23 protein-coding genes and 1 tRNA gene are annotated in these 23,669 nt (G+C 41.2%); 19 read left to right on the forward strand and 5 right to left on the reverse strand.

All coding sequences use genetic code 11. From position 1 onward, the window contains the following. Positions 1-26 precede the first annotated feature (26 nt). Positions 27-1,079 carry a porin gene (locus tag FN961_RS23410; protein ID WP_144042566.1) on the forward strand — a complete coding sequence of 351 codons (1,053 nt, stop codon included), beginning with the start codon at positions 27-29 and terminating at the stop codon, positions 1,077-1,079. 329 nt (positions 1,080-1,408) lie between these two features. Next, positions 1,409-2,239, forward strand: a complete 831-nt coding sequence (gene nadE, locus FN961_RS23415; RefSeq protein ID WP_144042567.1) for an ammonia-dependent NAD(+) synthetase — start codon at positions 1,409-1,411, stop codon at positions 2,237-2,239. A 77-nt stretch (positions 2,240-2,316) separates the two neighbouring features. On the opposite strand, the gene FN961_RS23420 is transcribed toward nadE, so the two are convergent. The 5 genes from FN961_RS23420 to FN961_RS23445 all read right to left on the reverse strand — a co-directional run bounded on the left by FN961_RS23420 (position 2,317) and on the right by FN961_RS23445 (position 8,101). After that, the gene (locus FN961_RS23420) at positions 2,317-2,820 is read right to left on the reverse strand and encodes a DUF6942 family protein (RefSeq protein ID WP_144042568.1); all 504 of its coding nucleotides are present in this window, start codon (positions 2,818-2,820) and stop codon (positions 2,317-2,319) included. Between the two features lie 128 nt (positions 2,821-2,948). After that, positions 2,949-5,135: a sensor domain-containing diguanylate cyclase gene (locus FN961_RS23425; protein ID WP_144042569.1), complete on the reverse strand. Its 2,187-nt coding sequence runs from the start codon at positions 5,133-5,135 to the stop codon at positions 2,949-2,951. 654 nt (positions 5,136-5,789) lie between these two features. Beyond that, positions 5,790-5,866: transfer RNA gene (locus tag FN961_RS23435), tRNA-Pro, on the reverse strand. Positions 5,867-6,016: 150 nt separating this feature from the next. Further along, a complete protein-coding gene (locus FN961_RS23440; protein WP_144042570.1) occupies positions 6,017-7,801 on the reverse strand; it encodes a DUF3413 domain-containing protein in 1,785 nt (594 codons plus the stop codon). Positions 7,802-7,885: 84 nt separating this feature from the next. After that, positions 7,886-8,101 carry a YejL family protein gene (locus FN961_RS23445; protein ID WP_144042571.1) on the reverse strand — a complete coding sequence of 72 codons (216 nt, stop codon included), beginning with the start codon at positions 8,099-8,101 and terminating at the stop codon, positions 7,886-7,888. Positions 8,102-8,567: 466 nt separating this feature from the next. On the opposite strand from FN961_RS23445, the gene yejK reads away from it, so the two are divergent. The 17 genes from yejK (at position 8,568) to FN961_RS23535 (ending at position 23,489) form a co-directional block, all read left to right on the forward strand. Then, complete coding sequence (gene yejK, locus FN961_RS23450; protein ID WP_144042572.1) at positions 8,568-9,599, forward strand: nucleoid-associated protein YejK; 1,032 nt, start codon at positions 8,568-8,570, stop codon at positions 9,597-9,599. Positions 9,600-10,383: 784 nt separating this feature from the next. After that, positions 10,384-11,265 (forward strand): 6-carboxytetrahydropterin synthase, encoded by an 882-nt coding sequence (locus FN961_RS23460; RefSeq protein WP_144042573.1) that lies wholly within the window; start codon positions 10,384-10,386, stop codon positions 11,263-11,265. A 74-nt stretch (positions 11,266-11,339) separates the two neighbouring features. After that, complete coding sequence (locus FN961_RS23465; protein WP_229814789.1) at positions 11,340-12,155, forward strand: M23 family metallopeptidase; 816 nt, start codon at positions 11,340-11,342, stop codon at positions 12,153-12,155. A 229-nt stretch (positions 12,156-12,384) separates the two neighbouring features. Beyond that, on the forward strand, positions 12,385-12,744 hold the full coding sequence (locus tag FN961_RS23470; protein WP_144042575.1) for a hypothetical protein: 360 nt from the start codon (positions 12,385-12,387) through the stop codon (positions 12,742-12,744). Positions 12,745-13,077: 333 nt separating this feature from the next. After that, positions 13,078-13,686, forward strand: a complete 609-nt coding sequence (locus FN961_RS23475) for an LON peptidase substrate-binding domain-containing protein (RefSeq protein ID WP_144042576.1) — start codon at positions 13,078-13,080, stop codon at positions 13,684-13,686. Between the two features lie 59 nt (positions 13,687-13,745). Next, a complete protein-coding gene (locus FN961_RS23480; RefSeq protein WP_144042577.1) occupies positions 13,746-14,372 on the forward strand; it encodes a sigma-70 family RNA polymerase sigma factor in 627 nt (208 codons plus the stop codon). Beyond that, on the forward strand, positions 14,365-15,090 hold the full coding sequence (locus FN961_RS23485) for a ChrR family anti-sigma-E factor (RefSeq protein ID WP_144042578.1): 726 nt from the start codon (positions 14,365-14,367) through the stop codon (positions 15,088-15,090). Before FN961_RS23480 ends, FN961_RS23485 begins: the two co-directional genes overlap by 8 nt. Positions 15,091-15,106: 16 nt before the next feature. Next, the gene (locus tag FN961_RS23490) at positions 15,107-16,051 is read left to right on the forward strand and encodes a YbgA family protein (RefSeq protein ID WP_144042579.1); all 945 of its coding nucleotides are present in this window, start codon (positions 15,107-15,109) and stop codon (positions 16,049-16,051) included. Further along, positions 16,051-17,502, forward strand: coding sequence for a deoxyribodipyrimidine photo-lyase (gene phrB / locus FN961_RS23495; RefSeq protein WP_144042580.1), 1,452 nt, complete (start codon positions 16,051-16,053; stop codon positions 17,500-17,502). Before FN961_RS23490 ends, phrB begins: the two co-directional genes overlap by 1 nt. A gap of 28 nt (positions 17,503-17,530) precedes the next feature. Beyond that, positions 17,531-17,962 (forward strand): nuclear transport factor 2 family protein, encoded by a 432-nt coding sequence (locus tag FN961_RS23500; protein WP_144042581.1) that lies wholly within the window; start codon positions 17,531-17,533, stop codon positions 17,960-17,962. After that, the gene (locus tag FN961_RS23505) at positions 17,959-18,675 is read left to right on the forward strand and encodes an SDR family NAD(P)-dependent oxidoreductase (protein WP_144042582.1); all 717 of its coding nucleotides are present in this window, start codon (positions 17,959-17,961) and stop codon (positions 18,673-18,675) included. Before FN961_RS23500 ends, FN961_RS23505 begins: the two co-directional genes overlap by 4 nt. Positions 18,676-18,681: 6 nt before the next feature. Beyond that, positions 18,682-19,935, forward strand: a complete 1,254-nt coding sequence (locus FN961_RS23510; protein WP_144042583.1) for an NAD(P)/FAD-dependent oxidoreductase — start codon at positions 18,682-18,684, stop codon at positions 19,933-19,935. Beyond that, positions 19,932-20,651, forward strand: coding sequence for a DUF1365 domain-containing protein (locus FN961_RS23515; protein WP_144042584.1), 720 nt, complete (start codon positions 19,932-19,934; stop codon positions 20,649-20,651). The genes FN961_RS23510 and FN961_RS23515 overlap by 4 nt, the downstream gene beginning before the upstream one ends. Before the next feature lie 46 nt (positions 20,652-20,697). Further along, positions 20,698-21,960: an SAM-dependent methyltransferase gene (locus tag FN961_RS23520; RefSeq protein ID WP_144042585.1), complete on the forward strand. Its 1,263-nt coding sequence runs from the start codon at positions 20,698-20,700 to the stop codon at positions 21,958-21,960. Then, positions 21,938-22,447, forward strand: a complete 510-nt coding sequence (locus FN961_RS23525; RefSeq protein ID WP_144042586.1) for a DUF2878 domain-containing protein — start codon at positions 21,938-21,940, stop codon at positions 22,445-22,447. The genes FN961_RS23520 and FN961_RS23525 overlap by 23 nt, the downstream gene beginning before the upstream one ends. Next, positions 22,447-22,956: a chalcone isomerase family protein gene (locus tag FN961_RS23530; RefSeq protein WP_144042587.1), complete on the forward strand. Its 510-nt coding sequence runs from the start codon at positions 22,447-22,449 to the stop codon at positions 22,954-22,956. Before FN961_RS23525 ends, FN961_RS23530 begins: the two co-directional genes overlap by 1 nt. Continuing rightward, entirely contained in the window at positions 22,953-23,489 is a 537-nt protein-coding gene (locus FN961_RS23535; protein ID WP_144042588.1) for a DUF3833 domain-containing protein, read from the forward strand. The genes FN961_RS23530 and FN961_RS23535 overlap by 4 nt, the downstream gene beginning before the upstream one ends. Positions 23,490-23,669 lie beyond the last annotated feature (180 nt).

Raw genomic sequence — 23,669 nt, forward strand, 5'->3', positions numbered from 1 at the left:
TTCACACAACAATAAATGGAATTTGAATGATGATTAGACAAACGACTCTCTTAGCAACATGTATCTACTGCTTGTACTCACCAGTACAAGCTATTGAACTCAATGTTTATGGACTAGGGCATCTATCTGTTGATAGTGTTGATGATGGGCAAGAAAACAGTATATATGTTGCCAGTAACTCCTCACGTTTAGGGCTTAATGGTGAGCATCAATTAACCGATGGAATGAAGATTATTTTCCAGTACGAAACAGGGATCGATTTAACTGCCCAAGGTGGAAATGATGGCAATGGTGGTGCTGAATCATCGGGTCAAATATTTACAAAAGGACGGCCGTCATACTTAGGTGTTGAAGGTCACTTTGGTACTGTTTTAGCTGGTCACATGCCGTTTCTAGATCAATATGCTAACGACTACAATCTTTTTGCTGATCAGATTGGTGACCTTGGTAATTTATGGGAAGCGAACGGTATTCCAGGTCGAGCAGATAATGTGATTTACTATAAAACACCTGATTTTTCAGGCTTTGACGCTGCGGTAACTTATGTTCCTGAAGAAGGAGTCAATGACACCGATTACTACTTGTTGAAGGGTAATTATGGGCGGGAGAACTTACAGCTAGGTGTAATGTATACCAGTATTGGGCAAGGTGAAGTAGCTGATAACAATCATACGGCAGCCGCAGTAACTTTGGGTTATTCTTTTGGACAATTTAGTGTCGGTGGGGGATATCAAAGTGAAATGGACATTGGCGGAGCCAGTGGTAACGACAGAGAAAGCTTCTCTGTCGGCGGCAGCATGGAGGTTGGTGAAAAAGGAAAGGTAAAAGCCCAGTTTGCTGTTAGTTCAGGTGAAGGCGATGCAAGTGATGCGACTCAAATAGCTGTAGGATACGATTATAGTTTTGATGAGCAGACAACCATTTATATTGCTTATGCCAATATGAATAACGATGAGAATGTTAACTTTAGTGTGAATGGTAAAGGTCATGGGGATAAAGTGATTCCGATGATGGGGAATGACCCTCATGCTATTTCACTTGGTATTGTTTACTCCTTTTCATATGGGATTGTCAATTGATCTAGGCAGAGCTATTTAGAGTGGCATGAAAGATTAAATAGTTTTTGTGCTTCATATATATGATTTTTCGTGTTGTAACCTGAGTGGGTAGAATGTCAGCATTGTGTGCTGGCATTTTTATATTTAAATGACCATAACTTTGAATGAGCGACTCTGTGGCTTAGTTTTGCAAAGTTACCAATATCATTAATTTACAGAGAGATATGCCTATGTTTTTAATACTGAATAAGTAAAGTTAGTCGCGTTAAACGAGTATTGGGATTGGTATTTATTTTAATTTAGCTCATAATATCGGCCTGTAAAATGAAACAATTTTTGGAGCTCAGCTTGTGAAAGGACTGATTTTACGTGAAATGAAAGTGCAACCAGCGATAGAGGCTGACTATGAAATTGAAAGACGGATTGCATTTATAAAGCTAAAGCTTAAAGAGTCACGCACACAAACGTTAGTGCTTGGAATTAGTGGTGGTGTTGACTCATCATTGGCTGGAAAATTATGCCAACTGGCTGTCGATGAGTTAAACAATGAAACTGACTCTGCACCATATCATTTTATCGCAGTGCGTTTACCTTATGATGTGCAGAAAGATGAAGACGAAGCACAACTAGCTTGCCAGTTTATACGTCCATCAAGCCAAGTTACGGTTAATATCCATGATGGTGTCGCTGGAATTCACCGTGAAACCATTGATGGGCTTGCATCTGCTGGCATTAATATCTCTGATAGTTCAAAAATAGATTTTGTAAAAGGCAATGTTAAAGCCAGAATGCGTATGATTGCGCAGTATGAGATTGCAGGCTTAACTGGAGGCTTAGTGGTTGGAACAGACCACAGTGCTGAGAATATTACGGGCTTTTATACTAAATGGGGTGATGGTGCTTGTGATTTAGCCCCATTATTTGGTTTAAATAAGCGTCAAGTACGTCAGTTAGCTGCCCATCTTGGTGCGCCAACGGTTTTAGTTGAAAAGGCCCCTACAGCGGATCTGGAAGAGGATAAGCCTCAGCTTGAAGATGAAGTGGCATTAGGGCTAACTTATGATCAAATTGATGATTTTCTGGAAGGTAAACCGGTCGATACTCATGTCGATGATAAGTTGGTTGGGATCTATAAGGCTACTCAGCATAAGCGTAAAGCGATACCAACTATTTATGACTGATTGATATTGAACTTACGATAGAAGGCGCATTATGCGCCTTTTTAATTGTTAGGGTTCAGCTAGACGTCGGTAATCAATTAGACTTTTTGAGCGATTAATTGACGGGTTTCTACAATTAATTGATTAGGGTATTGTCGGTAATCTAAGTAAGGCGTTATGAAGGTCGATTGGTTATTAAATAGTAACTTTTTCTTGTCATCGATAATCACAAAAGATGAATCCTCAATCTGCTTCGATAGTTCTTCTGACACAACCGCGCCGACAAGAAAATGCCATCGTACCCTTTGAATCTCCCCAGTAAACATTTGGTTTGATCCTATCATGATCACTTCGTTTTGCTTGAGCAGTTGTGTATCTCGATAGTGCTTCCAATTATCATCTGGTGCACAAATTTTTGCCATAATTGTCAGAATCTTACGCCAATGATTCCCATTTAACTCGATCAGTTTAGTCACTGCATCTTCATGGCTGAAATGCCAATGCTCAGGTAGCAGTGGCGGATTAGGAAGATAGAAACAGTATGTCGGATCCGGTGAACCTATATTCATTTTTTGTGTGCTGATAATGGTTGATGAGGGCATTGTTACTCAGTATTAGTGTTAATGAGGCTTTACTTGTTTAGACATGTAATACCATTCGGTATAAAGATATGAGCGCTGTGTAGCATGTGTTTCTGACGTTGCTCTACTTCTAGATCATGAGTAAGTCGTTAGGATATAAAATTAGCGCTATTTGGCAGTAGAGGTTTGGTCACAATCACTTTGTCCCTACCTTGGTTTTTAGCTTGGTATAAGTTTAAATCTGCTTGTTTAAACCACTCTTCCAAATTTTTGCTATAGCTTGCTTGGGCCATAATCGCACCAATACTCACGGTCATCATGATATCTTCTCCTCCTTGAGGGGGATGGATCACGAGTTCTTTTACCTTTGTTCTAAACTCATTTAGATGCTCTTCAACCATATCAGTATTGGTCATTGGTAAAATGATTAAAAACTCTTCGCCACCGTATCTTGCAATGACATCACTGTCTCGTTTGAAAAAGCGTTTCATGCACTTTGCTATCATGCGTAAACATTCATCACCAGCAAGATGACCGAAAGTATCATTAATTCCTTTAAAGTTATCAATGTCCAAAATGGCGACGATCATAGGTTCGTTACTTCTAAGGCATAGATTGTAAGTGGTACTAAATTTACTTTCTGCGCATCGGCGATTATATAGTCCGGTTAGATCATCTTTTTCAGCTAAAGATTGTAATTTGATGTTGGCTTTTTCAAGCTCAAAAGTGCGGATCGCAACTTTCTCCTCAAGTTCTAGTTGGTAGCTAACGAGCTCTTGTTTACTCTTCTTTATACTTTGATACAGGGTCAGAAACTCCTGAGGAGACTCTTCATCTATATGAAAGTCAGCGGCGTTTCTTTGGCCTTTATCTGCAAACTTATTGGCTATTATGGTCAAGGGCTCTGTTAATCTAGCGCTAATCACTCTGGTGACTATGACGGTGATCACTAAAGAAAGTAATAGAATTGCAAAAGTGGTGAGGTATTGCGTCTCTAAGAGTTGCAATAAAGGGGAGAAGGGTTTGACAACATAGAGCTCCCAACCGTTATTGAGTTGATAGTTGGTGTAAACAAATTCAGGATTAGGGTTTTTAAGATCATAGAGATTAATAAGCTGCAATGAGGTCTTATATTTTTGACCGCTTTCAACGGATTTAAATGTCGAGAGCACTGGTAACGCTAACTCTTTTGATGCATATATAATGCGCTCATTCTCATCGATGAGTATCATAGATTGATATTCATAAACCAGATTTCTCTGCTCAATATCGATAAAACCATTTAAATTTAGTGAGCCTTCGATAATCCCAATAGGCTTCTCAGACACTCCTTTTTGGTAAATAGGAGCGCTTATCGCCACAATGGGATCTGCACCAAAGCCTCGTCCCCAAAATGCAGGCGAGACGTAGGTTATCTCTTTGTGAAAAGCTTGCTGAAAATAATGCCGATCTTTGACTGAAAAACTTTTATTTTTGACGAGTTCAAAACCAAGTTGCTCAATGGGGGTCGCTGCGATAATTTTTGCTTGATCATCAGTAACCAGCATGGTGATAAAACCGGAATAACTGTGGTGAAGCTTGGTCAGTTTTGCTTGCCACCCTTGTATATCCGTTTGAGAGAGGCTTAACCAGTGAGAGGCGTTATCGATAGCTCTTTTGTGAGTGTCAAGAAACGCTTCGGTTGCTTGACCTAAGTGTATGGCGGAGTCATGTAAGTTTTGTTTGAGGCTAGCTTGTTGCTTCAGAATCACCTGATGATTAAAAATGAGGGCAGAACTGAGTAGAGAAATAGTGAGTACTAAGGTGAAGCTATAGGTTATTTGGGCATTGAAAGTACGTCTTTTTTTATCCTTAACTTTACCTTTGAGATGCCAGAATCCTGAGAATACCGTCACAGCCAGCGAACCTAACGCAGTATAAATAAAACCATTTATGCCTTGTTTTAGGGTAATAAATGAGAGATGACTTTGTGGCAATTCAGAGAAAATGGTGGCGTATAAGTAAAACAGTGGCATTCCAAAGAGAAGCCAATATCCTATATCGGCATAGAGCGCATAAATATCCCTTCGACGAGCAAATCCAAGCCAGAGTGCTTCGAGACAAAAAAAGATAAATACATGGGGACTTGCCCAAGTGATAATGAGCCCCATTGAAGATATTGCTGCACAAAGTAAAGCAAACCAAGGGCCTAACAGAATAGCAATAATGACAAAAAACAGATTACCTAGCACTAATTGGACATTACCAAAGAGTGGAATAGGGTAAAGATTTACGATGAAACCTAAAATACCGAGTAAGACTGAAAGTTTTAGGTGTTGTTGGTTTATCTTGAGCATTTAAGCCTTATCATTGTCACTTATTATGCTAAATATTGAAACTCATCGTTAGGAGTAGAAACCTAACGCAAGTGTAACAAACCCTTATATAAAATAGAATGCCTGTATTTTGTTAACATACGGTTCGAATGAAACACACAAATTTTCTTTATGAATGCTTTTCATAAAGGGGACTGAGTTGGCCGCTTTCTATTACTCATATCATTGATGATAGAGCCTTAAAAACAGTTTAGTTCACGACAGCTTACGATGTATTGGTTAATGAGGATATGTTTGATCAGGAGATATAATGATTGATACCAATCAGTATAAGAAGTTGATCTACTCAGAGTGTTTTTTGGCAAACTAATTCAAGGCGAATGGATGACATAATGGTTATTCCCTTGTGAGTTCATTCAACGCAGAAATAGGCAGCCAAAAACACTCCTTACAGGCGAGTTTTAGCGGTTCTGATGCTGTGTTAACGAGCTTAATCGTAGAATAACTATGCTCTTCACTCGTTGCCTTGCCTCAGTACCGCTAAACTCTCGCTGAGCGATCAAATCTTTATACTGATTGGTATGAGTTGCAGAGGGTTGATTTTGGGGCAGTTTTATTCTGAAATGGCAGATAGCAAAAAGCCGCTAATCTTGCGATTAGCGGCTTTTCTATATTTGGTCGGGATAGCAGGATTTGAACCTGCGATCTCTTGTCCCCCAGACAAGCGCCTTACCGGACTAGGCCATATCCCGATGTTTGTCATACAAGGACTAGCCTTGTTTAACGAGGCCGAACTTTATCAATTTGCCGTTGTTAGTGCAAGTAGTTAGTCACCAAGTCTTTTCAATTGCTTAATTTGTATGCTTTTTATAGCAAATTAAACAATTGTTCTAGTATTGGCACTAATGATTGTATAGGCGTCTGCCTTCACGCATCACTTCGATAAGTTCTGGCGCACTCATTTTTTTACGTAATCTATGTTCATAATTCTCATCATAAATACGGTATTTACCGTGACGGTCAATAACGGTTATTTCTGAGTCTTGATAAATACCAAAAACAAGATTGTCGCCCACATAGATCCATGACTCGCTATCAGGCTGAAGTAAACTTCGGCCCGCACTATAATCGGTTGGCGCATTAGTACAGCCAAGTACCTGACTCATTAAAGTGGGGGCAATACCATAATGACTGGTACGATAATTCACATCTTTTGCTGGTACTTTACCAGGCCAGTGGATAACCAAAGGTACATGAACATTGTCTGGTGACATATTGCTACGCACTTCATGTGGATTACTGGTAAACAGTTTGCCGCTAACACCAGTGATAATGACTAAGGTATCTTCAGGCAAGTTTTCAACTAGCTTCTTTAGTTCTTGATCAATAAAATTAAGCGATTGACGATATTGGTTGAATAATACTCTTTCAGCCGATTTTAACGTTTTCTTGGGGCGTACGGTTTCTATTCCCAGAAAACCGACGGGTGTATCGTAACTTTCAGGCGAACGTAAATTTAATAAGCTAAACCAAGGTGTTTTAGTTTTTGCTACCCACTGAGTAAAATTGGCAATTGATTCTTTGTCAGCGATAGCATGACTATTGTCGACATGGGAAATATGGTGTTCAAGACCTTTAAAGATAGCTTTAGGTTCTAGTTCGACATCATCCGTTGCAAATACCGCTGTTTGGTAATGCTGTTGTTTAAGGACTTGGGTGAGCAATGGCGCAGTGGTGCCTAACGTCATATCGTTGATATAACTGCCTTGAAGCCCATACATGATTGAAAACAAGCCGCTGGTAAATTGGGTTCCACCACTGAGGTGCTGATGAAAGTCCAAGTTTTCTTTAGCGTACTGACTCAGGAAAGGCATGGTACTTTCATCTAGCATATCAGCGCGTAAACTGTCGATAGTGATTAAGAGTATGTTGGGTTGCTCCTCACTCACACATTGTAATGGTTTAACTGGGTAACTGATGTTGCTTCTTGGGTTCGAATTACGGCTCTTGCTATGCTCACTATCGATACCATAACTCTCCATAAATGAACGTGCAGTGGCAGGATAAGAAAGCGGGTAGGCATCGTCTAGACGTGTGATCTCTTTGACTGAAGCTGAGTCTGCCCAAATATGAATAAGATGACTACTAACAAAACAGACGCCAACGAAGGCCACAACCTTGTTACCACATTTTGCTTTATGAATTTTGTCTATGCGCTTCCAGAGAAAGTTAGCCGCTGAAAGTTCAATGATGATGATACATAAAGGGGTAATGATGTAGGAGGTACCATGCAATAATGCATTGAGATCGGCCCACGCTAAATCGAACACAAATGGACTTAGATGCAAGCCATAATCATCATATATGACAGTGTCATATAATAAAATACATAGGCTGATGGTGGCTACCGTAGCTGCATACCCGCGTAATATTTTAGAATAGGGCAGGAGCAAGGTAACGGGGAAAATCAGTACCAGATATACGATAAAGGATAAAAAACTAAAATGGCCGATGGTGCTGACCGCCAAATATCCCCAGCCGATCCATGTTTCAGGATAACCGACGGTGTCTAGGTAGCGAAAACCCACGATCATGGCAAGAAAGCCGTTGAAGAAGGCAAACCAATGCCCCCAACTTATTAGGCGTGATACGCGATCACGTCCCATCTCTTTTTTACGCTCGACCATGTGGCTCCGCTTACTGAATTAGGTACTGGTGTATCTTAAGTGTGTTTTCGGTACAGTAATCTTGCTTAATACAAGAAGAAGGTATTAACCTTTCACTGATTGTGCAAGTGCTTTTGAGAATTGTTCAGCGACTTTTGCTCTTGATTCACTTGGCACTTTACGCGCTAAAAGATCCGTTACGCAGTTTCCTAGAACCATTAATCTAAGGTCTGTGGGTGCTTGATGCTTATCAAGGACAGCACTTAGTTCAGCAATTATTGATTCAACTTGTATGTTTGAATATTTGGATTGGATAGCCATAATTAAAAAATGTTCACTCTAAACTTGATTAACTGCATATGATAACCGAAATTCTCAGGGATCACGATATCCATACTGCGTTTTAATGCGCTGTTTTGAGTGTTTAATCATTGAGTCGCGGGCTTATGATTACGATTTAAAGTAATAGCGCGTTAAATGTGAAGTCATTTTTATGAAAAAGGTGAATTAGTCTCTTTTCTTATGGGGCGACTTGGTGAAGCTTTGGGAGAATTATCAAGCTTGATTGATGGTGGTAGTCTTATGACTATTACATAGCTTCGTATTTTTGCCGTGAATATAAATGAGCCAGTTAACATCCAATAGCGTTGTTTCTCACTTGCTGCCATAGCTCAATTGGGGCAATATAAGCGATATCGTTTAGGGTCGATTCTCTATCCTATAACTTCCCTTATTTTTAGCAACGAACCAATCGTTGTTCTTTACATTATTTTCAATATCGAGGCCTATGAGTATTAACGTCGAGCAAGCAATCATCCATTCCATTACTCAGAATAGTGAAGGTCAGCTTAGCTGTCGATTGCGTCCGCAACCCCTGTTGAACAGTGACGCTGTTGAAGCCATGCTTGAAGAGTTACATCAAACGTATACCACTAAAGCGGGTAAAGGTTTTGGTCACTTTGGCACTCATGGCGAAGATGGTGAGACGAACCCTAAGTTTGAGCAGTCATTAACGGCATACCGTAACGGTGAACTTGGGTTTGTTGAGTTCTCTGGCTTGGCAGGTAAATTGCTGCAAGAAGAGCTGTCGAAGTATGATTTTAGTCAAGGCGGCTTTCTATTGCTTTCGTGTTACACCCACATGACAAGTGATTACCTCTACGTCTCTTTATTAAATGCCAAGTCATCCATGACAGTATTAGATGATATGGAATTGACACAAAACACTCACTTGGATCTTAAAGATGTGCAGCTCGCCGCTCGCATCGATCTCACTGAGTGGCAAGCCGATAGCGACTCACTGAAGTACATCTCATTTATTCGTGGTCGTGCAGGACGAAAAGTGGCTGATTTCTTTCTCGATTTTATGGGATGTGTCGAAGGCGTTAACACTAAGGCTCAAAATAAAGAGCTAATGAATGCGGTTGAAGACTTTGTCTCTAGCAGTGAGTTGACTAAAGATGAACGTCAGCAGTGTCGTGAAAAAGTATTCGATTACTGTACTGAACGTTGCGATGTCGGCGCAGACATCGAAATTAAAGATCTTGCTGATGAGCTTGCAGATTCTGGTATGGAATCTTTTTATGATTTTGCTCGCGGTGGAAATTATGAACTTGAAGATGAATTTCCTGGTGATAAGCCGACGTTAAGGCAGTTGAAAAAGTTCTCTGGTACCGGTGGCGGTGTTACCTTGAGTTTTGATGGTGCACACCTTGGTGAGCGAGTCATGTACGATCCTATTTCAGATACCATTATGATTAAAGGTGTCCCTGCAAATTTGAAGGACCAACTGGATCGCCGCTTGAAAGGCGGGCAGTAGTGTCTAACTAAATCAATTGCTTCAATATGAGAAGGCGCCTGAGGCGCCTTTTTTATTAGTTGAAGAAGCTAGCTCGGTAAACACTAATTTATACCAATCAGTATAAAGATTTGATCGCTCAGCGAGAGTTTAGCGGTTCTGAGGCAAGGTCATTAATTGCTCCTGCATTAATGACATTCACGACATCCATGTGGCTTGCAGCGAGTGAAAAGCATAGTTATTCTACGTTTAAGCTCGTTAACACAGCATCAGAACCGCTAAAACTCGCCTGTAAGGAGTGTTTTTGGCTGCCTACTTCTGCGTTGAATGAACTCATAAGGGAATAACCATTATGTCATCCATTCGCCTTGAATTAGTTTGCCAAAAAACACTCTGAGTAGCTCAACGTCTTATACTGATTGGTATAACAGTCATTCTGGTGGTATAGGGCATGCCATAGAATGAAACTGCCGGGCCATCGTAGTACCATATATCAGAGTCAACTTGATGCAGGAGGTTTAGATGAGTGTGGCTTGCGTTACTATCTGACATAACCTCTCCGGTCATTGCTGTTTGGAAAGAAAATAGACTGTTCAAGTCAATTATCGGACTAATGTTGATGACAAATCAATCATACTTTTCAACTTTACAATTACAGAGAATAAACGTGTCGAAAAAAACCGTGTTCAGATGTAAACTTGCCATAACTGAAAAGATGATGTGAATCATTTTTGAACTATTTTGTCTTTTGGCTCCTGCCGAATGGACGTACAAAGGTAGACTGTTTTTCTACCTAGGAGATTAAATGCAACTTTTTGTTAGAGATTTAACCGTGATCGACTTTTCTTACCTGTGCCCCATTCGTGGCATGGTTGGAGAAAGTTGGATTGTCGATGTGCTACTTGATGGTGGATTAGATGATCAAAACATGGTCCTCGATTTTTCAAAAGTGAAGCGCACCATTAAAGACACGATAGATAATATTGCCGATCATCGATTACTGATCCCGACCGCGTGCAGTGAAATTCGCTGGCAGCAGCAGGGCGACACCGTCTGGATGGACTTCAATAGTCTTAAAGGTGATATACATTTAGCGTGTCCCGCACAAGCATTTGCACTTATTCCTAGTGAACTTATCGATTTCGAGAGTGTGAACACGTTTTTGCAAAAAGCGTTAAAGGCGGTGTTACCGGATAACGTCGATGGGATAGCTTTGACACTGAGAAACGAGCTGCACGAAGCGCCTTACTATCACTATACTCACGGATTAAAGAAACACGATGGCAACTGCCAGCGTATTGCCCATGGACATCGTAGCCCGATTAATGTTTTTGAAAATGGCATCGCTGCCCCTAAATGGGATGAATATTGGGCTAAGCGTTGGAAAGATATCTACTTAGGGACGTTGGAAGATGTTGTTAAGGTGGATGAACTCACATTATCGCCTCAAGCTAAAGTGAGCGATGACACCCACTTCGGTTTCCATTATCAAGCACCTCAAGGTGATTTTCAGTTGGCCATGCCAAAATCATCATGTGAAATTATCCCACATGACACCACCGTCGAGTTATTAGCTGAGTTTATTGCACATACTTTAGTTGAGATGTCACCGGGAAATCAGTTTAAGGTGATTGCCTATGAAGGCGTAGGTAAAGGTGCAATATCTGTTAAAGGTCATCAAGTTTAGTCTTTGGTGATACATTGAATTTTTTGGAGATGAATTTGAACATACCTAGCTCCCTCTCTCTAGTCTGGTGTTGCTTGGCGACGACTAGCTTGCTTGTATCACAAGGTGCATCGGCTCAAATTGAGCTCATCGGTCAGATGGAGCAAGGGGCATTAATTCGTGCTCAAGTTGAACCTGGGACCACTGCATTTCTTAATGGAGACTCGATTAAGGTATCACCTCAAGGGGAGTTTGCCTTTGGTTTTGCGCGTGAAGCTGAACTGACCCAAGAGCTTAAAGTTGTTTATCCCGATGGTTTGACTCAAATCATGCCATTAAACATCAGTGCAAAAGAGTACAAAATTGACAGAGTGAACGGGATCAGTAAAAAGATCATGAAGCCGGATCCCAAAGCGGTTGAGCGTTCTAGAAAAGACAGTAAACAGGTAAAAGCCGCCAGAGCCCAGTTTTCTGAGCAAGGGGCCTTCAATCAAGATTTTATCTGGCCTTTAACGGGGAGAATTTCCGGAGTTTACGGCAGTCAGCGGGTTTATAACGGTAAGCCTGGAAATCCTCACTATGGTGTGGATGTGGCGGCTAAAACTGGCACGGTTGTCGTTGCGCCTGCAGATGGGGTGATTAGTTTGTCTGTGCCAGACATGTTTTATTCCGGCGGTACAATTATTTTGGACCACGGCTATGGTGTCAGCTCTAGCTTTCTTCATTTGAGTAAACTGTACGTCAAAGAAGGTGAAAGCATAAAACAAGGCCAACCTATTGCAGAAGTAGGGGCTACTGGCCGTGTTACGGGCCCGCATCTTGATTGGCGAGTTAATTGGTATCAGATGCGACTCGATCCTGTCACGATTGTTCCTTCCATGAAGTCGGTATTGGCAGGGAAGAATAAATAAAGAATCAGTTACTAGGCTAATCTTTCTGATACTGATCTGAACCATCTAACCCCTCTAATATTTAGATGTATTTGGGGGAGGTTTAAGTTAGAAACGCATGTTAATTTCTTCAACATCATTTAAAGTGCTTATGTAAACAGCTGCTTTGGCAATAAGTCGCAATTGTTTACGGCTCTGTGAATCTCTATTGTGTTTGCTGGGTATATGAATGATGAGATAAGGAGCGGAAATGAGGCTTTTTCTATTAATACTGGGTTGGTCATCAGTTGTAGGCAGTATTGGTGATGGGGCGTTAGCTTTATATGTGCTCTGGATAAATGTGATGGATAACTGGGCATCAATAAACATATCGGTAAATGATTTTATCCGCGATTATGTCGCTATTATCTATTGGGTAAAACAAGTTGCCTTCTATGTGTTACCTGAAACGGTGGTTTTATGGCTGTTTAGTTTGCCAGCTTTAATGTATTTTCCTATCCGCATTATTATGAGCATTTTTATCGGCTGGTGGGCGTTAACCAAAGCGGCTCAATTATCAAAAAATGGCACAAAAGCTAAAAGAAATAACAGTCTAGAATTTGATAAATAACACTTTATTGTAATGCTCTTATAGTTTAAACGAGGCCAATAATACTCACGTTAGCAAGGTGTCACTGAAACTCTTAGCCTTTCTATATTCATGACAATATACGCACTTCTATTTCTATGGCTCTGACCTTTGCGTACCGTTCATGTTCAATATGTAAGCCAATAGGCAAAATTAAAGCCGTGCATATCAACAATTCCACTCGAACGTAAACCTCCAAAAGAAATTCACCAAGAAGAGATTGTAAGTGTGTGATCTCGTTCCTTCCCTGTTTATTGATCTCAATGGCTGCTTGCTGCGTATCTAATATCACTAACAACTGCAACGGATCGTGATATGGATGATGTAATTTCAACGCAAGGAGATTTTTTTGCAGAACGTTTACCTGTGATGCCCCTGCCTTTGGTGTTATTGCCCGGTGGTATTCAGAGATTAAAAGTTCATGACCCTAAGCACTTATCTATGATAAAAAGTGCCATAAAAGGAGAGGGGTTTGTGGCCAGCCTACTTAAACCTGACTTACCCTATACATGTTCTTCCTGGGGAGTATGGGTCAAGATCATCGATTTTAATCTTGGTTCTGACAATATTTTACTTATTGATATACAAGCTTTGGCCATGGTCGAACTCTCGAATCTGACGCGTGAGGCTACCGGTTTATTGTGGGCCGAATTAACACTACGTGAACATTGGGGCTACCGTGAAATAGAATCTAACGCTGAAGGGTTGGTTAAAAACCTACGTGATATTTTCAAACAACATATCAGTTTGCGCCAACTATATAAAAAAACACACTTTTATGACGCTAATTGGGTTTGTGCAAGATATATAGAGGTGTTACCTTTATCATTGAATAAAAAGGAAAAATTTATCTTTGATTATAGTTTTGACCAAATTGAATGTTTTTTACAGACTTTAATTCAAGGTACAACCATAAATAGTTGATCCTTTCTGATCTATGTCGCGTATCGACAGTAAGAGTGTTGAAAAGTGAGTACGTTGATATGCAGAAAAGCGATGGGATCCCACACTTTGTTGAGGTCAATAATATTATATCTAGTCAATCAGAAGATCAGGTTCCTGCAGAGCTATCCTCTTGGTTAACGCTTGTAGCCAGTCAGCGTGATAAGCGGGCTTTTACCGCTATCTTTACTTTTTTTGCGCCTAAAATTAAGCGCTTTGGTATCAAGCAACTCAATACCGAAGCCATGGCTGCGGAGCTGGTGCAAGAAACCTTATCCAAAGTATGGAACAAAGCACACCTTTTCGACCCTAGTAAAGGCGCGGCAACCACTTGGGTCTATAGCATCATGAGAAATGCCTCCTTCGATATGCTCAGAAAAATTAAAACGAAAAATGAGTTACTGCTAGGTGACGATATTTGGCCGATTGAAACTGAGGAGCATAGCGATAGCGAGGTTTATGCTGATCATCTGATGGAGCGTCAAATGGTGGCTTATGTCGACCAACTCCCAGAAGCACAGCAGTTGGTTGTTAAAGGGGTATATTTTCAAGAATTATCTCAAGAACAGCTTGCGAAACAATTAGATGTACCCATCGGTACCGTAAAATCAAGATTAAGATTAGCACTTGCAAAGTTAAAAGAGCAGGTTGGAGAATCACATGATTAAACTACATCCTGAAACACCCATGTTGTCGTCGTTTGTTGCCGGAGAACTTCCCGCTTCAGTGTCGGTCATTATTGCGAGTCATGTTGAGATGTGTTCTGTGTGCCAGCAAGAAGTTGAGCGATTGACTCTTCAAGCGGCTAATGCATGTTTTGGCGAAAGCAACGTAATGCCGATGGCAGGTGTTGATTCTGTCCAAATTGATGATGAATTTGGCTCTTTTTCTTTGGAAGCCGAACTTGATAGTAACGAGCTTTCAATGCTTGAGGCCATAACTGGCATGGCACCAGAAAGGGACACGATTGTAAATACTGCTGTTGTTGAAGACAAAGAGATTGAAGTGTCAGGCGTTCGTTTTACGATCCCGAGAGCGTTAAGAGCCGTTGAGATGAAACCGTTTCAAGGGTTAGGGAAATTATCTCGTTCGCGTCTGAGCCTTGAGGATGGCGATATTAGAACTAGTATTCTTCATATAGATAAAGGTGGAAGTGTACCGACCCATACCCATAAAGGCTTTGAGATCACCTTGTTACTCCAGGGCAGTTTCGAAGATGAAATGGGAACCTATCACGCGGGGGACTTTATCTGGCTAGACGGTAAGCATACTCACCAACCCGTGACTAAAACTGGCTGTGTCTGTTTAACCGTTTCAAGCAACGCGATCCGTTTTACCAAAGGAGTAAGTCAGTTACTTAATCCTATTGGACAGTTTATATATTGATTTGGAGATATAGGTTATGGATAAAAAATTAACAATAGGGATAAGTGCCTGTGTAATGGGAGAAAAGGTTCGTTATGACTCAGGGCATAAACGTTCCACTTTTTGTACTCAAGAGCTGGCAGAGTTTGCCAATTTTAAACCTTTTTGCCCTGAAGTCGCTATTGGCTTACCTATTCCACGTCCTACAATTCGTCAAATCATTAAAGATAACATCATTACTGTATCTCGGCCTGATGGCAGTGGTGATGTGTCTGATGCGCTGACTGAGTACGGTAAAAATATTGGCAGTAAACTGAGTCAGTTCAGTGGCTTTATCTTCTGTGCCAAAAGTCCAAGCTGTGGCATGGAAAGAGTTAAGGTTCATCATCATCACGGTAAAGGTTCAGATTCTAACGGAGTAGGTTTTTTTGCCCAACAAGTGATGAAAGCAAATCCTCTGCTACCTGCTGAAGAAAATGGTCGGCTTAATGATGCTGTGATACGTGAAAATTTTATGACGCGGGTATTTACCTACCAAAAATGGCTTGATTTACAAGAAAGCGGCATCACAAAACATAAGCTTATCCAATTTCACAGTGAGCAAAAATATTTGGTGATGAGTCACCATATTGAGAGCTACCGTCAATTAGGTAAATTGCTTGGCAGTGCTGATTTAGAAATTGAAGCATTGGCTCAGGAATATATCACTGGTTTGATGGAGGCGCTTAAAAATAAAGCTTCACGTAAGAGCCACACCAATACCTTACATCACATTCAAGGTTACTTTAAAAAGCAGCTTGATCATGCCAAACGCCAAGAGTTAAGTGATGAAATTGATGCTTATAGACTGGGGCTAACCCCACTGTTAGTGCCATTAACTTTGATTAAGCACTACTTATTGGAGTTCCCGAATGACTACTTAAAGCAGCAGGCATATCTGAATCCACACCCTAAAGCACTAAGGTTAAGGTATGGCTATTAATGAGTCTGTTGTGGATACGAAGGGATTTACGGAGTTTTGATAATCCAGCATTAAATCAAGCAGTACAAAGCGGTTGCCGATATGCATTGTATATATCGACGCCTAAGCAATGGCACTTGCATCATGATGCTCAGATTAAGCTCGACTTTATGCGCAGGCATTTGCTGGAAATGGGGCGTCATCTTACGCAATACGGCATTGAACTGGTGCATGTAAGTGTTACAGATTTTAATGAGCAACAGGACTGCTTGATAAACTTCTGTCATGATCATCAAATTGAACATGTTTTTGCCAATTCCGAACCAGAGTTTAATGAGCAACAAAGGGATAAAGCCTTGCTTGACAGCGGGCTAAATATTACCTTCTATGACTGTGATGTGATTGCTTCACGAGGCAGAATACTAAACCAGTCTGGTGAGATGTTTAAGGTCTTCACACCGTTTAAAAAAGCTTGGCTTAAGCATATTCGGGAGTCTGGGGCTGAATGCATAGGTTGGCCAAAGGTGCCTGATAACCTGCCTCAATCACACATTATTTTTGCAGAGCAAAAACTCGCATTACTTAGTCAGCAGTTAAACTCATTTGATGCCGATGAAAATCAATCAGAAGAAGACTGTCATTCATCATCGTTGTCGTCACAGTGGCCATTAGCGGATGAGTTGATGGAAAAGGTCGTGCCCCACTTTCTCGATGACAAAGTGGGAGTGTACTCAGAAACAAGAGATTTTCCCGGCATCAAAGGCACATCGGGTCTTTCTCCCTATTTAGCTATCGGCGCGCTCAGTGCCAGAACCCTTTATCAGCAACTTCTGCATCGATACCCACAGTTAATTGAAGATGTGAATCATCCGGCATTTTGTTGGCTAAATGAATTGATTTGGCGTGATTTCTACAAACATCTGCTATTTCACTATCCCAAATTATCGAAATGCAGTCCTTTCCAACCCAAGTATGCCCACACCAAATGGCCCGGAGAGAGAGTACATTTTGAGGCTTGGACAAGAGGGGAGACTGGTTACCCCTTAGTGGACGCGGCCATGAAACAGCTTATCAAGACCGGCTGGATGCACAATCGGCTGCGTATGGTTGTTGCCAGCTTTTTAACTAAGCATCTATTAGTGGATTGGCGCCTCGGTGAGCAGTTCTTTATGGAGCATTTAATTGATGGTGATTTTACGGCTAACAACGGTGGTTGGCAGTGGGCTGCAAGCACGGGGTGTGATGCTCAGCCCTATTTTAGAGTATTTAACCCGATACTTCAGAGTCAAAGATTTGATCCAAATGGGGATTTCATTCGTAGATATATTCCTGAGCTTAAAGAGATTCCTAATAAATATATTCATTTCCCCCATGAATATATGGCGCAGCAGGGATTGACGGACATCTATTGCTCGCTTTTGGTAGAGCATAAAGCCGCGAGGCTCAGGGCTATTGCATTTTATAAGGGGTAATACCAATTGTTATCATTGAGGGTTGATTATGGTTCATGCCTTATGGCTTCAAAATTTTATATCTGTTTACCGTGAGTTAGGTGTCAATAACTTAACCTCATTGGATCAGATATATCATCCGGATATCGAATTTAGGGATCCCCTGCATCAGGTTAATGGTCTCGATGCACTTTTGGACTATTTCGATTCCCTCTATACCCATTTAGAACACTGTGACTTTAGTATCGATAAGGTGTTCAGCTGTGACAACCAAGCAGCCCTTTATTGGACCATGTCTTTTTGTCACCCAAAACTTAACCAAGGCAGTGAGATTGTTGTTGAAGGACATTCCTATTTGGTTGAGCAAGACAATAAAGTGATAAAACACCGCGATTACCTCGATGTCGGTGCCATGTTGTATGAGCATATTCCACTGCTCGGTTCGGTGGTTAAAACGGTTAAAAGGCGGGCTGCTAAATGAGTACCGTGATGATAACAGGCGCCTCATCAGGGATTGGTAAAGCCCTTTCTCTGCATTACGATCAGCTTGGTTGGCAAGTGTTGGCTTGTGGCCGTAATAAAGACAGGCTTGCAGATTTAGCCTTATCAGGCACATCAATCCAAACCCTGGCTTTTGACATGACAGACAAACATCAAGTGCAAGCTACATCATCTGATTTAGCGTCGCTAGATCTGCTTATTTTTAATGCGGGTGATTGTCAATACATCAACAATGTGATTGATTTTGATGCTGACAGTTTCGAGTCCGTTATTCAGACCAATCTGATCTCGGTAGCATATGGGCTCAAGGCCTGGCTTAAGCATGTTAAAAAAGGCGGCAGAGTGGTGTTGGTGAGCTCGAGTGCTGAATTACTTGCCTTGCCAAGGGCTGAGGCTTATGGCGCATCTAAGGCGGCTTTATCTTATCTCGGGGAGTCGCTCAGTATTGATCTCGCCAAGCATGATATTCATGTGAGCATTGTACGCCCTGGATTTGTGAGTACCCCTCTAACCGCAAAAAATGATTTTCCGATGCCGATGCAGATAACCAGTGAGCAAGCGGCAATTAAGATCGCTAAAGGAATTGCGACAGGAAAGAGCCATATCGACTTCCCCTTTAGTTTTACTTGCATGATGAAAATATTGGCGTGCTTACCTTTTGCCCTCTGGCGCAAACTCGCCATAAGGATGTAACCCTCAATGAAGAAAATAGCCATTATTGGTTCCGGTATATCGGGACTCACCTGTGCTTATCTATTAGATAAAGCTCACACGGTGACAGTATTTGAAAAAAATGATTATGTGGGCGGCCATACCGCAACGGTTGATATCAAACACCAAGGAAAAAGCTACGCAATAGATACTGGCTTTATTGTGTTCAATGACCGGACTTACCCTCGCTTTAATAAACTGTTACAACGGTTGGAGGTAGAGAGACAAGCGACCGAGATGAGCTTTAGTGTTCATCATCGTGGCTCAGGTTTTGAATACAATGGTCATGGTATTAATGCCTTATTCGCACAGCGCCGAAACATTTTTAGACCCAAATTTTGGCGATTAATATCTGACATAGTGAAGTTCAATAATAAGTGTAAGGCATTGCATGAATCAGATGCTATTCCTGCAGAATTGACACTCGGTGAATTTTTAGAACAACATCAATTTTCCGACTTTTTTAGTCAACATTATATTTTACCTATGGGAGCAGCGATTTGGTCGACCAGCTTAGCTAAGATGCAAGCTTTTGAATTAACGTTTTTTATTCAATTTTTCTACCACCATGGGCTATTGAATATTGTTGATCGACCTCAGTGGTATGTGGTGCCAGGTGGCTCTCGTACTTACGTTAATAAGTTAACCGCAAAATTAACCAAAGAGGTGGTATTACAAGCTGATGTGGTAGGTCTCACTCGTAAAAATGAACAGGTTCAACTCTATTTTGGCGATGGACACGTTGAAGTGTTTGACGATGTGATACTCGCCTGCCATTCCGATCAAGCCTTGTCACTGTTAATGGATGCAACAGAAGCCGAAACGCGAGTTTTGTCGGGGATCCCTTATCAAGGCAATGAAGTGGTGCTGCATACGGATGAATCCTTGTTACCCAAGCGTAAGTTAGCTTGGGCAAGTTGGAACTATATGCTTGATGATAAACAAGATGCCCTAGCCAGCGTGACCTATAATATGAATATCTTACAGGGTATAAAATCAGATGATGCATTTTGTGTCACCTTGAATCAAACAGCCTACATCGACCCTGCAAAAATCATCAGACGTTTCAAGTATGACCACCCTGTGCTGGACAGCGACACCGTTCATTCCCAAAGACAAAGAGGGGATATTTGTGGAAAACAACATACGCATTTTTCCGGTGCTTATTGGTACAACGGCTTCCATGAAGATGGTGTGCACAGTGCGCTTGATGTGACGGAACGTTTTGGACTCAGTTTATGAACAGTGGGATCTACCAAGGGCAAGTTTATCACCGTCGACAGGGGAAATTCGAGCATGAGTTTACCTATCCTATTTATATGATGGCTATCGATATTGACGAACAGGAACAAGTGCTTACGAAGAGTCGTTTTTTCGGTACTCGTTGGTTTAATCCGATCCGTTTTTGTGAAAAAGATTACATTAAAAGTGAACCTTTCAATCTTAAGCAACGTATTGCTAATAAAGTTGAACACTTAGGTGGTAAAGGGTGCGAAGGGCGAATATTGATGTTGGTGCAGTGCCGCTGTTTTGGGCTCTACTTTAGTCCAATCAACTTCTATTTTTGTTATGACAAAGATGATGTTTGTCAGTACATGCTTGCTGAGGTGAGTAACACGCCATGGAATCAGCAACACTATTATCTGATTGATATGTCAGGAAGCATGGTTATCGATAAAGCGTTTCATGTTTCCCCATTTATGGAGATGGATATGCGTTATCACTGGCGTGTGACTCCACCTGCAGATAACACCTTTGTGCGGATAGAGAATCATAAAGAGGGCAAGCAGTTTGAAGCGAGTTTGGCGTTAAATAAGCGAGAGATCACCCCTCGAAACTTATTTAAAACCTGGTTAAGCCTGCCAATGATGAGTGTGAACATTGTGTTTGGGATTTATTGGCAAGCATTAAAATTATTTTTGAAAAAAGTGCCTTTTATTCGTCATCCCCAAGGGTGATTAAGCATTTAAAACCGACATACAACATAGATTACTGAGGTCAACAATGGAAAGTACACAAAAAGAGATCTCCTTGGTTAAGACTACTTGGCTGGTAGATCGATATCGAACCCTAGTTCATAAAGTTCTTTCGCGACTTGAAGGCGGATTTATTGAAATTGAGGAAGCGGGAAGGATCTTTGCTTTCGGTGATGTTCATTCACATCTGAAAAGTAAAATTGTGGTGTTGGACAGTGCATTTTATAGCTCACTTATCCAAGACGGCAGCATTGGCGGTGCAGAAAGCTTTATTGCTCATCATTGGACCTGCAGCAACTTAACGGTACTGATTCAGATCATGGCTCGAAACCAAGCTCAGTTAGATGAGCTAGAAAATAAAACACAGTGGCTGAGTAAAATTAAACATCAATTTTTACGCTTGAAAAATGCCAATACAGAGCAAGGGTCAAAGAAAAATATCTTGGCGCATTATGATATTGGTAACGATCTTTATCAGCGTTTTCTCGACCCAGATATGCTGTACTCCTGTGCAATTTATAATGTTCAAGCCGAAGACTTAGATGCGGCGCAGCAGAATAAAATGGCTGAGATATGCGGTAAGTTATCGCTAAATTCTGAAGACCATCTGCTGGAGATCGGTACGGGATGGGGCGGGCTGGCGATTTATGCCGCGAGTCATTATGGGTGTAAGGTCACCACGACCACTATTTCAGATGAACAGTACGATCATGCTAAACAACGTATCGAAAGCTTAGGCTTATCGGATCAAATCACCTTACTGAAGTCTGATTACCGTTTACTCGAAGGAAAATACAGCAAGCTCGTGTCGATAGAGATGATAGAAGCGGTAGGCCATGACTATCTTGCGGGTTTCTTTCGCATCTGTAGTGATTTGTTAAAGCCTGATGGAAAAATGCTGATACAAGCGATCACTATCGCTGACCAACGTTATGACAAGTACCGTAGTGGTGTCGACTTTATTCAGAAATACATTTTCCCTGGAGGATGCTTACCTTCGGTATCAGTGATGGCATCCCACATAGCTGAACAGACCGATATGGTGCTGGATAACTTAGATGATATTGGTGTGCATTATGCTCGCACTTTACATCACTGGCGAGAGCGCTTCGAAGCGCAGTGGTCAACGCTGTCATCACTAGGCTATAGCGAATCATTTAAGCGTCTTTGGTTATTCTACTTCGCTTATTGTGAAGGTGCATTTATTGAAAGAGTTATCAGTACGCATCACTTAGTGGCGAGAAAGCCTGCTTATCTGGGAGAGAAAAATGAAGCGGTTTTGGATTATTAATCTAGTCCTATTTCAGCTGTGTTGGTTTGTCTCTGCTGGTTTTACGGACATCGCTAGGCCCATTTTGGTGGTGATAATAATGATACATTTTGTATTATCACCCACACCAAAAAACGATTTAAGGCTGCTGTTATTAGTGCCCTTGGGCATCGCAGTAGATAAGGTTCTGATTGAATTTAACCTTTTCTTAGTGCCATCAAGTGTATTTCCCTTTTGGCTGGCGTTGCTATGGTGCATATTTGTCATCAGTTTTAATCATAGCTTGAGATGGCTAATGGATTTACGGCTACCATTTATTGCATTAATTGGCGCGATAGCAGGACCCATGAGTTATCGGTTAGGTGTGGAGATGGGAGCGCTGCAGTTGGGCTGGAATAGCATCAATGCCTTACTGTTTTTATCTCTCGTTTGGGGATTGTTACTGCCCACGCTAGCGGTGTGTTTTCGTTATATTACTCGACCTCGATTGAACGAAAGGGAGGCATGATGAAAAAGTTAATACTGTGCTTGTTACTTGTAAGCAGTGCCATTAGTGCTAGCCCACTACAGCAATTGACTAAGTTGGGTGAAGGGGAGATGAGCTATCTTTTTTGGAATGTTTACCGTGCTGAACTGTATGTGAAAGAGTTGCCTTATCAGCAAGGTGAGTATCCTAAACTCCTTAAAATTAAGTATTTTAGGGATATTGAAAAAGAAGACCTACTTAATGCGACTAAAGAGCAGTGGCAGCATATTGGTATTAGCGAAAGCGCAATTGCTGGCTGGCTTGTTCAATTGCAAACTATCTGGCCGGATATTAATGAAGGCGATCAACTGATTATTTATGTCAATAAGGCTGGGCAAAGCATTTTCTACTCAGACATCAGTGATGTGTCGACTCAAGAGTTAGGTGTGATTAAGGATGAAGAGTTTGGTCCGGCGTTTTTAGATATCTGGTTGTCAGAAAAAACCTCTGAGCCAGAGTTAAGAGTGAAATTATTGGGAGGTGTGAAATGAAGCTCATCTTAGTCAGTTTGTTAACCTGTTTGTTAACACTCGTACTTAGCGCTTGCAGTACTGCAACGTTAGACGATTATGAATTAACGACTCCAGAGCTGCATTTAGACCAATTTTTCAACGGTAAGCTGGTTGCTTATGGAGTGGTGTTTGATCGCTCTGGCAAGATGTTACGTCGCTTTAAAGCCGATATTGATGCACATTGGGAAGGAAAATCCGGCACCATCAATGAGCAATTTGTGTTTGATGATGGTGAGCGCTCAACACGCATTTGGCAGTTGACGAAGCAAGGTGATAATCAATATGTCGGTGAGGCGGCGGATGTTGTCGGTATTGCTCAAGGTGAAACCAGTGGCTCAGCCCTTTTTTGGCGATACGATTTGGATATCGAAGTTGATGGAGAAACCTATCAAGTGACCCTGGATGACTGGATGTATCTTTTTGATGAACAAAGGCTGTTTAATAAAACCGAAATGACCAAGTTTGGTATCAAGGTGGGGGAGGTGATCCTTTATATCGAGAAGCTAAATTAACCTTATTAGGGATTAATTTAGCCCGTCAATTTGGTTGGTAACTAGATATTAATACCAATTCAGTATAAGAAGTTGATCTACTCAGAGTCTGACGAATCCCCACAAAAAGAGATGAATAAATAATGAGATAGGTGAAATAGTGAGGAACATTCATGGCATTTGGTGATCAAATTTATCGCC

This window comes from Shewanella hanedai (genome assembly GCF_007197645.1).
Lineage (GTDB): Bacteria > Pseudomonadota > Gammaproteobacteria > Enterobacterales > Shewanellaceae > Shewanella > Shewanella hanedai.

Bases quoted from the DNA above. Each gene is read 5' to 3' on its own strand.
- FN961_RS23410 (WP_144042566.1), top strand. From the start codon at position 27: ATGATGATTAGACAAACGACTCTCTTAGCAACATGTATCTACTGCTTG.
- FN961_RS23420 (WP_144042568.1), bottom strand. From the start codon at position 2,820: ATGCCCTCATCAACCATTATCAGCACACAAAAAATGAATATAGGTTCA.
- FN961_RS23425 (WP_144042569.1), bottom strand. From the start codon at position 5,135: ATGCTCAAGATAAACCAACAACACCTAAAACTTTCAGTCTTACTCGGT.
- FN961_RS23440 (WP_144042570.1), bottom strand. From the start codon at position 7,801: ATGGTCGAGCGTAAAAAAGAGATGGGACGTGATCGCGTATCACGCCTA.
- FN961_RS23445 (WP_144042571.1), bottom strand. From the start codon at position 8,101: ATGGCTATCCAATCCAAATATTCAAACATACAAGTTGAATCAATAATT.
- yejK (WP_144042572.1), top strand. From the start codon at position 8,568: ATGAGTATTAACGTCGAGCAAGCAATCATCCATTCCATTACTCAGAAT.
- FN961_RS23460 (WP_144042573.1), top strand. From the start codon at position 10,384: ATGCAACTTTTTGTTAGAGATTTAACCGTGATCGACTTTTCTTACCTG.
- FN961_RS23470 (WP_144042575.1), top strand. From the start codon at position 12,385: ATGAGGCTTTTTCTATTAATACTGGGTTGGTCATCAGTTGTAGGCAGT.
- FN961_RS23475 (WP_144042576.1), top strand. From the start codon at position 13,078: ATGGATGATGTAATTTCAACGCAAGGAGATTTTTTTGCAGAACGTTTA.
- FN961_RS23480 (WP_144042577.1), top strand. From the start codon at position 13,746: ATGCAGAAAAGCGATGGGATCCCACACTTTGTTGAGGTCAATAATATT.
- FN961_RS23485 (WP_144042578.1), top strand. From the start codon at position 14,365: ATGATTAAACTACATCCTGAAACACCCATGTTGTCGTCGTTTGTTGCC.
- FN961_RS23490 (WP_144042579.1), top strand. From the start codon at position 15,107: ATGGATAAAAAATTAACAATAGGGATAAGTGCCTGTGTAATGGGAGAA.
- phrB (WP_144042580.1), top strand. From the start codon at position 16,051: ATGAGTCTGTTGTGGATACGAAGGGATTTACGGAGTTTTGATAATCCA.
- FN961_RS23500 (WP_144042581.1), top strand. From the start codon at position 17,531: ATGGTTCATGCCTTATGGCTTCAAAATTTTATATCTGTTTACCGTGAG.
- FN961_RS23505 (WP_144042582.1), top strand. From the start codon at position 17,959: ATGAGTACCGTGATGATAACAGGCGCCTCATCAGGGATTGGTAAAGCC.
- FN961_RS23510 (WP_144042583.1), top strand. From the start codon at position 18,682: ATGAAGAAAATAGCCATTATTGGTTCCGGTATATCGGGACTCACCTGT.
- FN961_RS23515 (WP_144042584.1), top strand. From the start codon at position 19,932: ATGAACAGTGGGATCTACCAAGGGCAAGTTTATCACCGTCGACAGGGG.
- FN961_RS23520 (WP_144042585.1), top strand. From the start codon at position 20,698: ATGGAAAGTACACAAAAAGAGATCTCCTTGGTTAAGACTACTTGGCTG.
- FN961_RS23525 (WP_144042586.1), top strand. From the start codon at position 21,938: ATGAAGCGGTTTTGGATTATTAATCTAGTCCTATTTCAGCTGTGTTGG.
- FN961_RS23530 (WP_144042587.1), top strand. From the start codon at position 22,447: ATGAAAAAGTTAATACTGTGCTTGTTACTTGTAAGCAGTGCCATTAGT.
- FN961_RS23535 (WP_144042588.1), top strand. From the start codon at position 22,953: ATGAAGCTCATCTTAGTCAGTTTGTTAACCTGTTTGTTAACACTCGTA.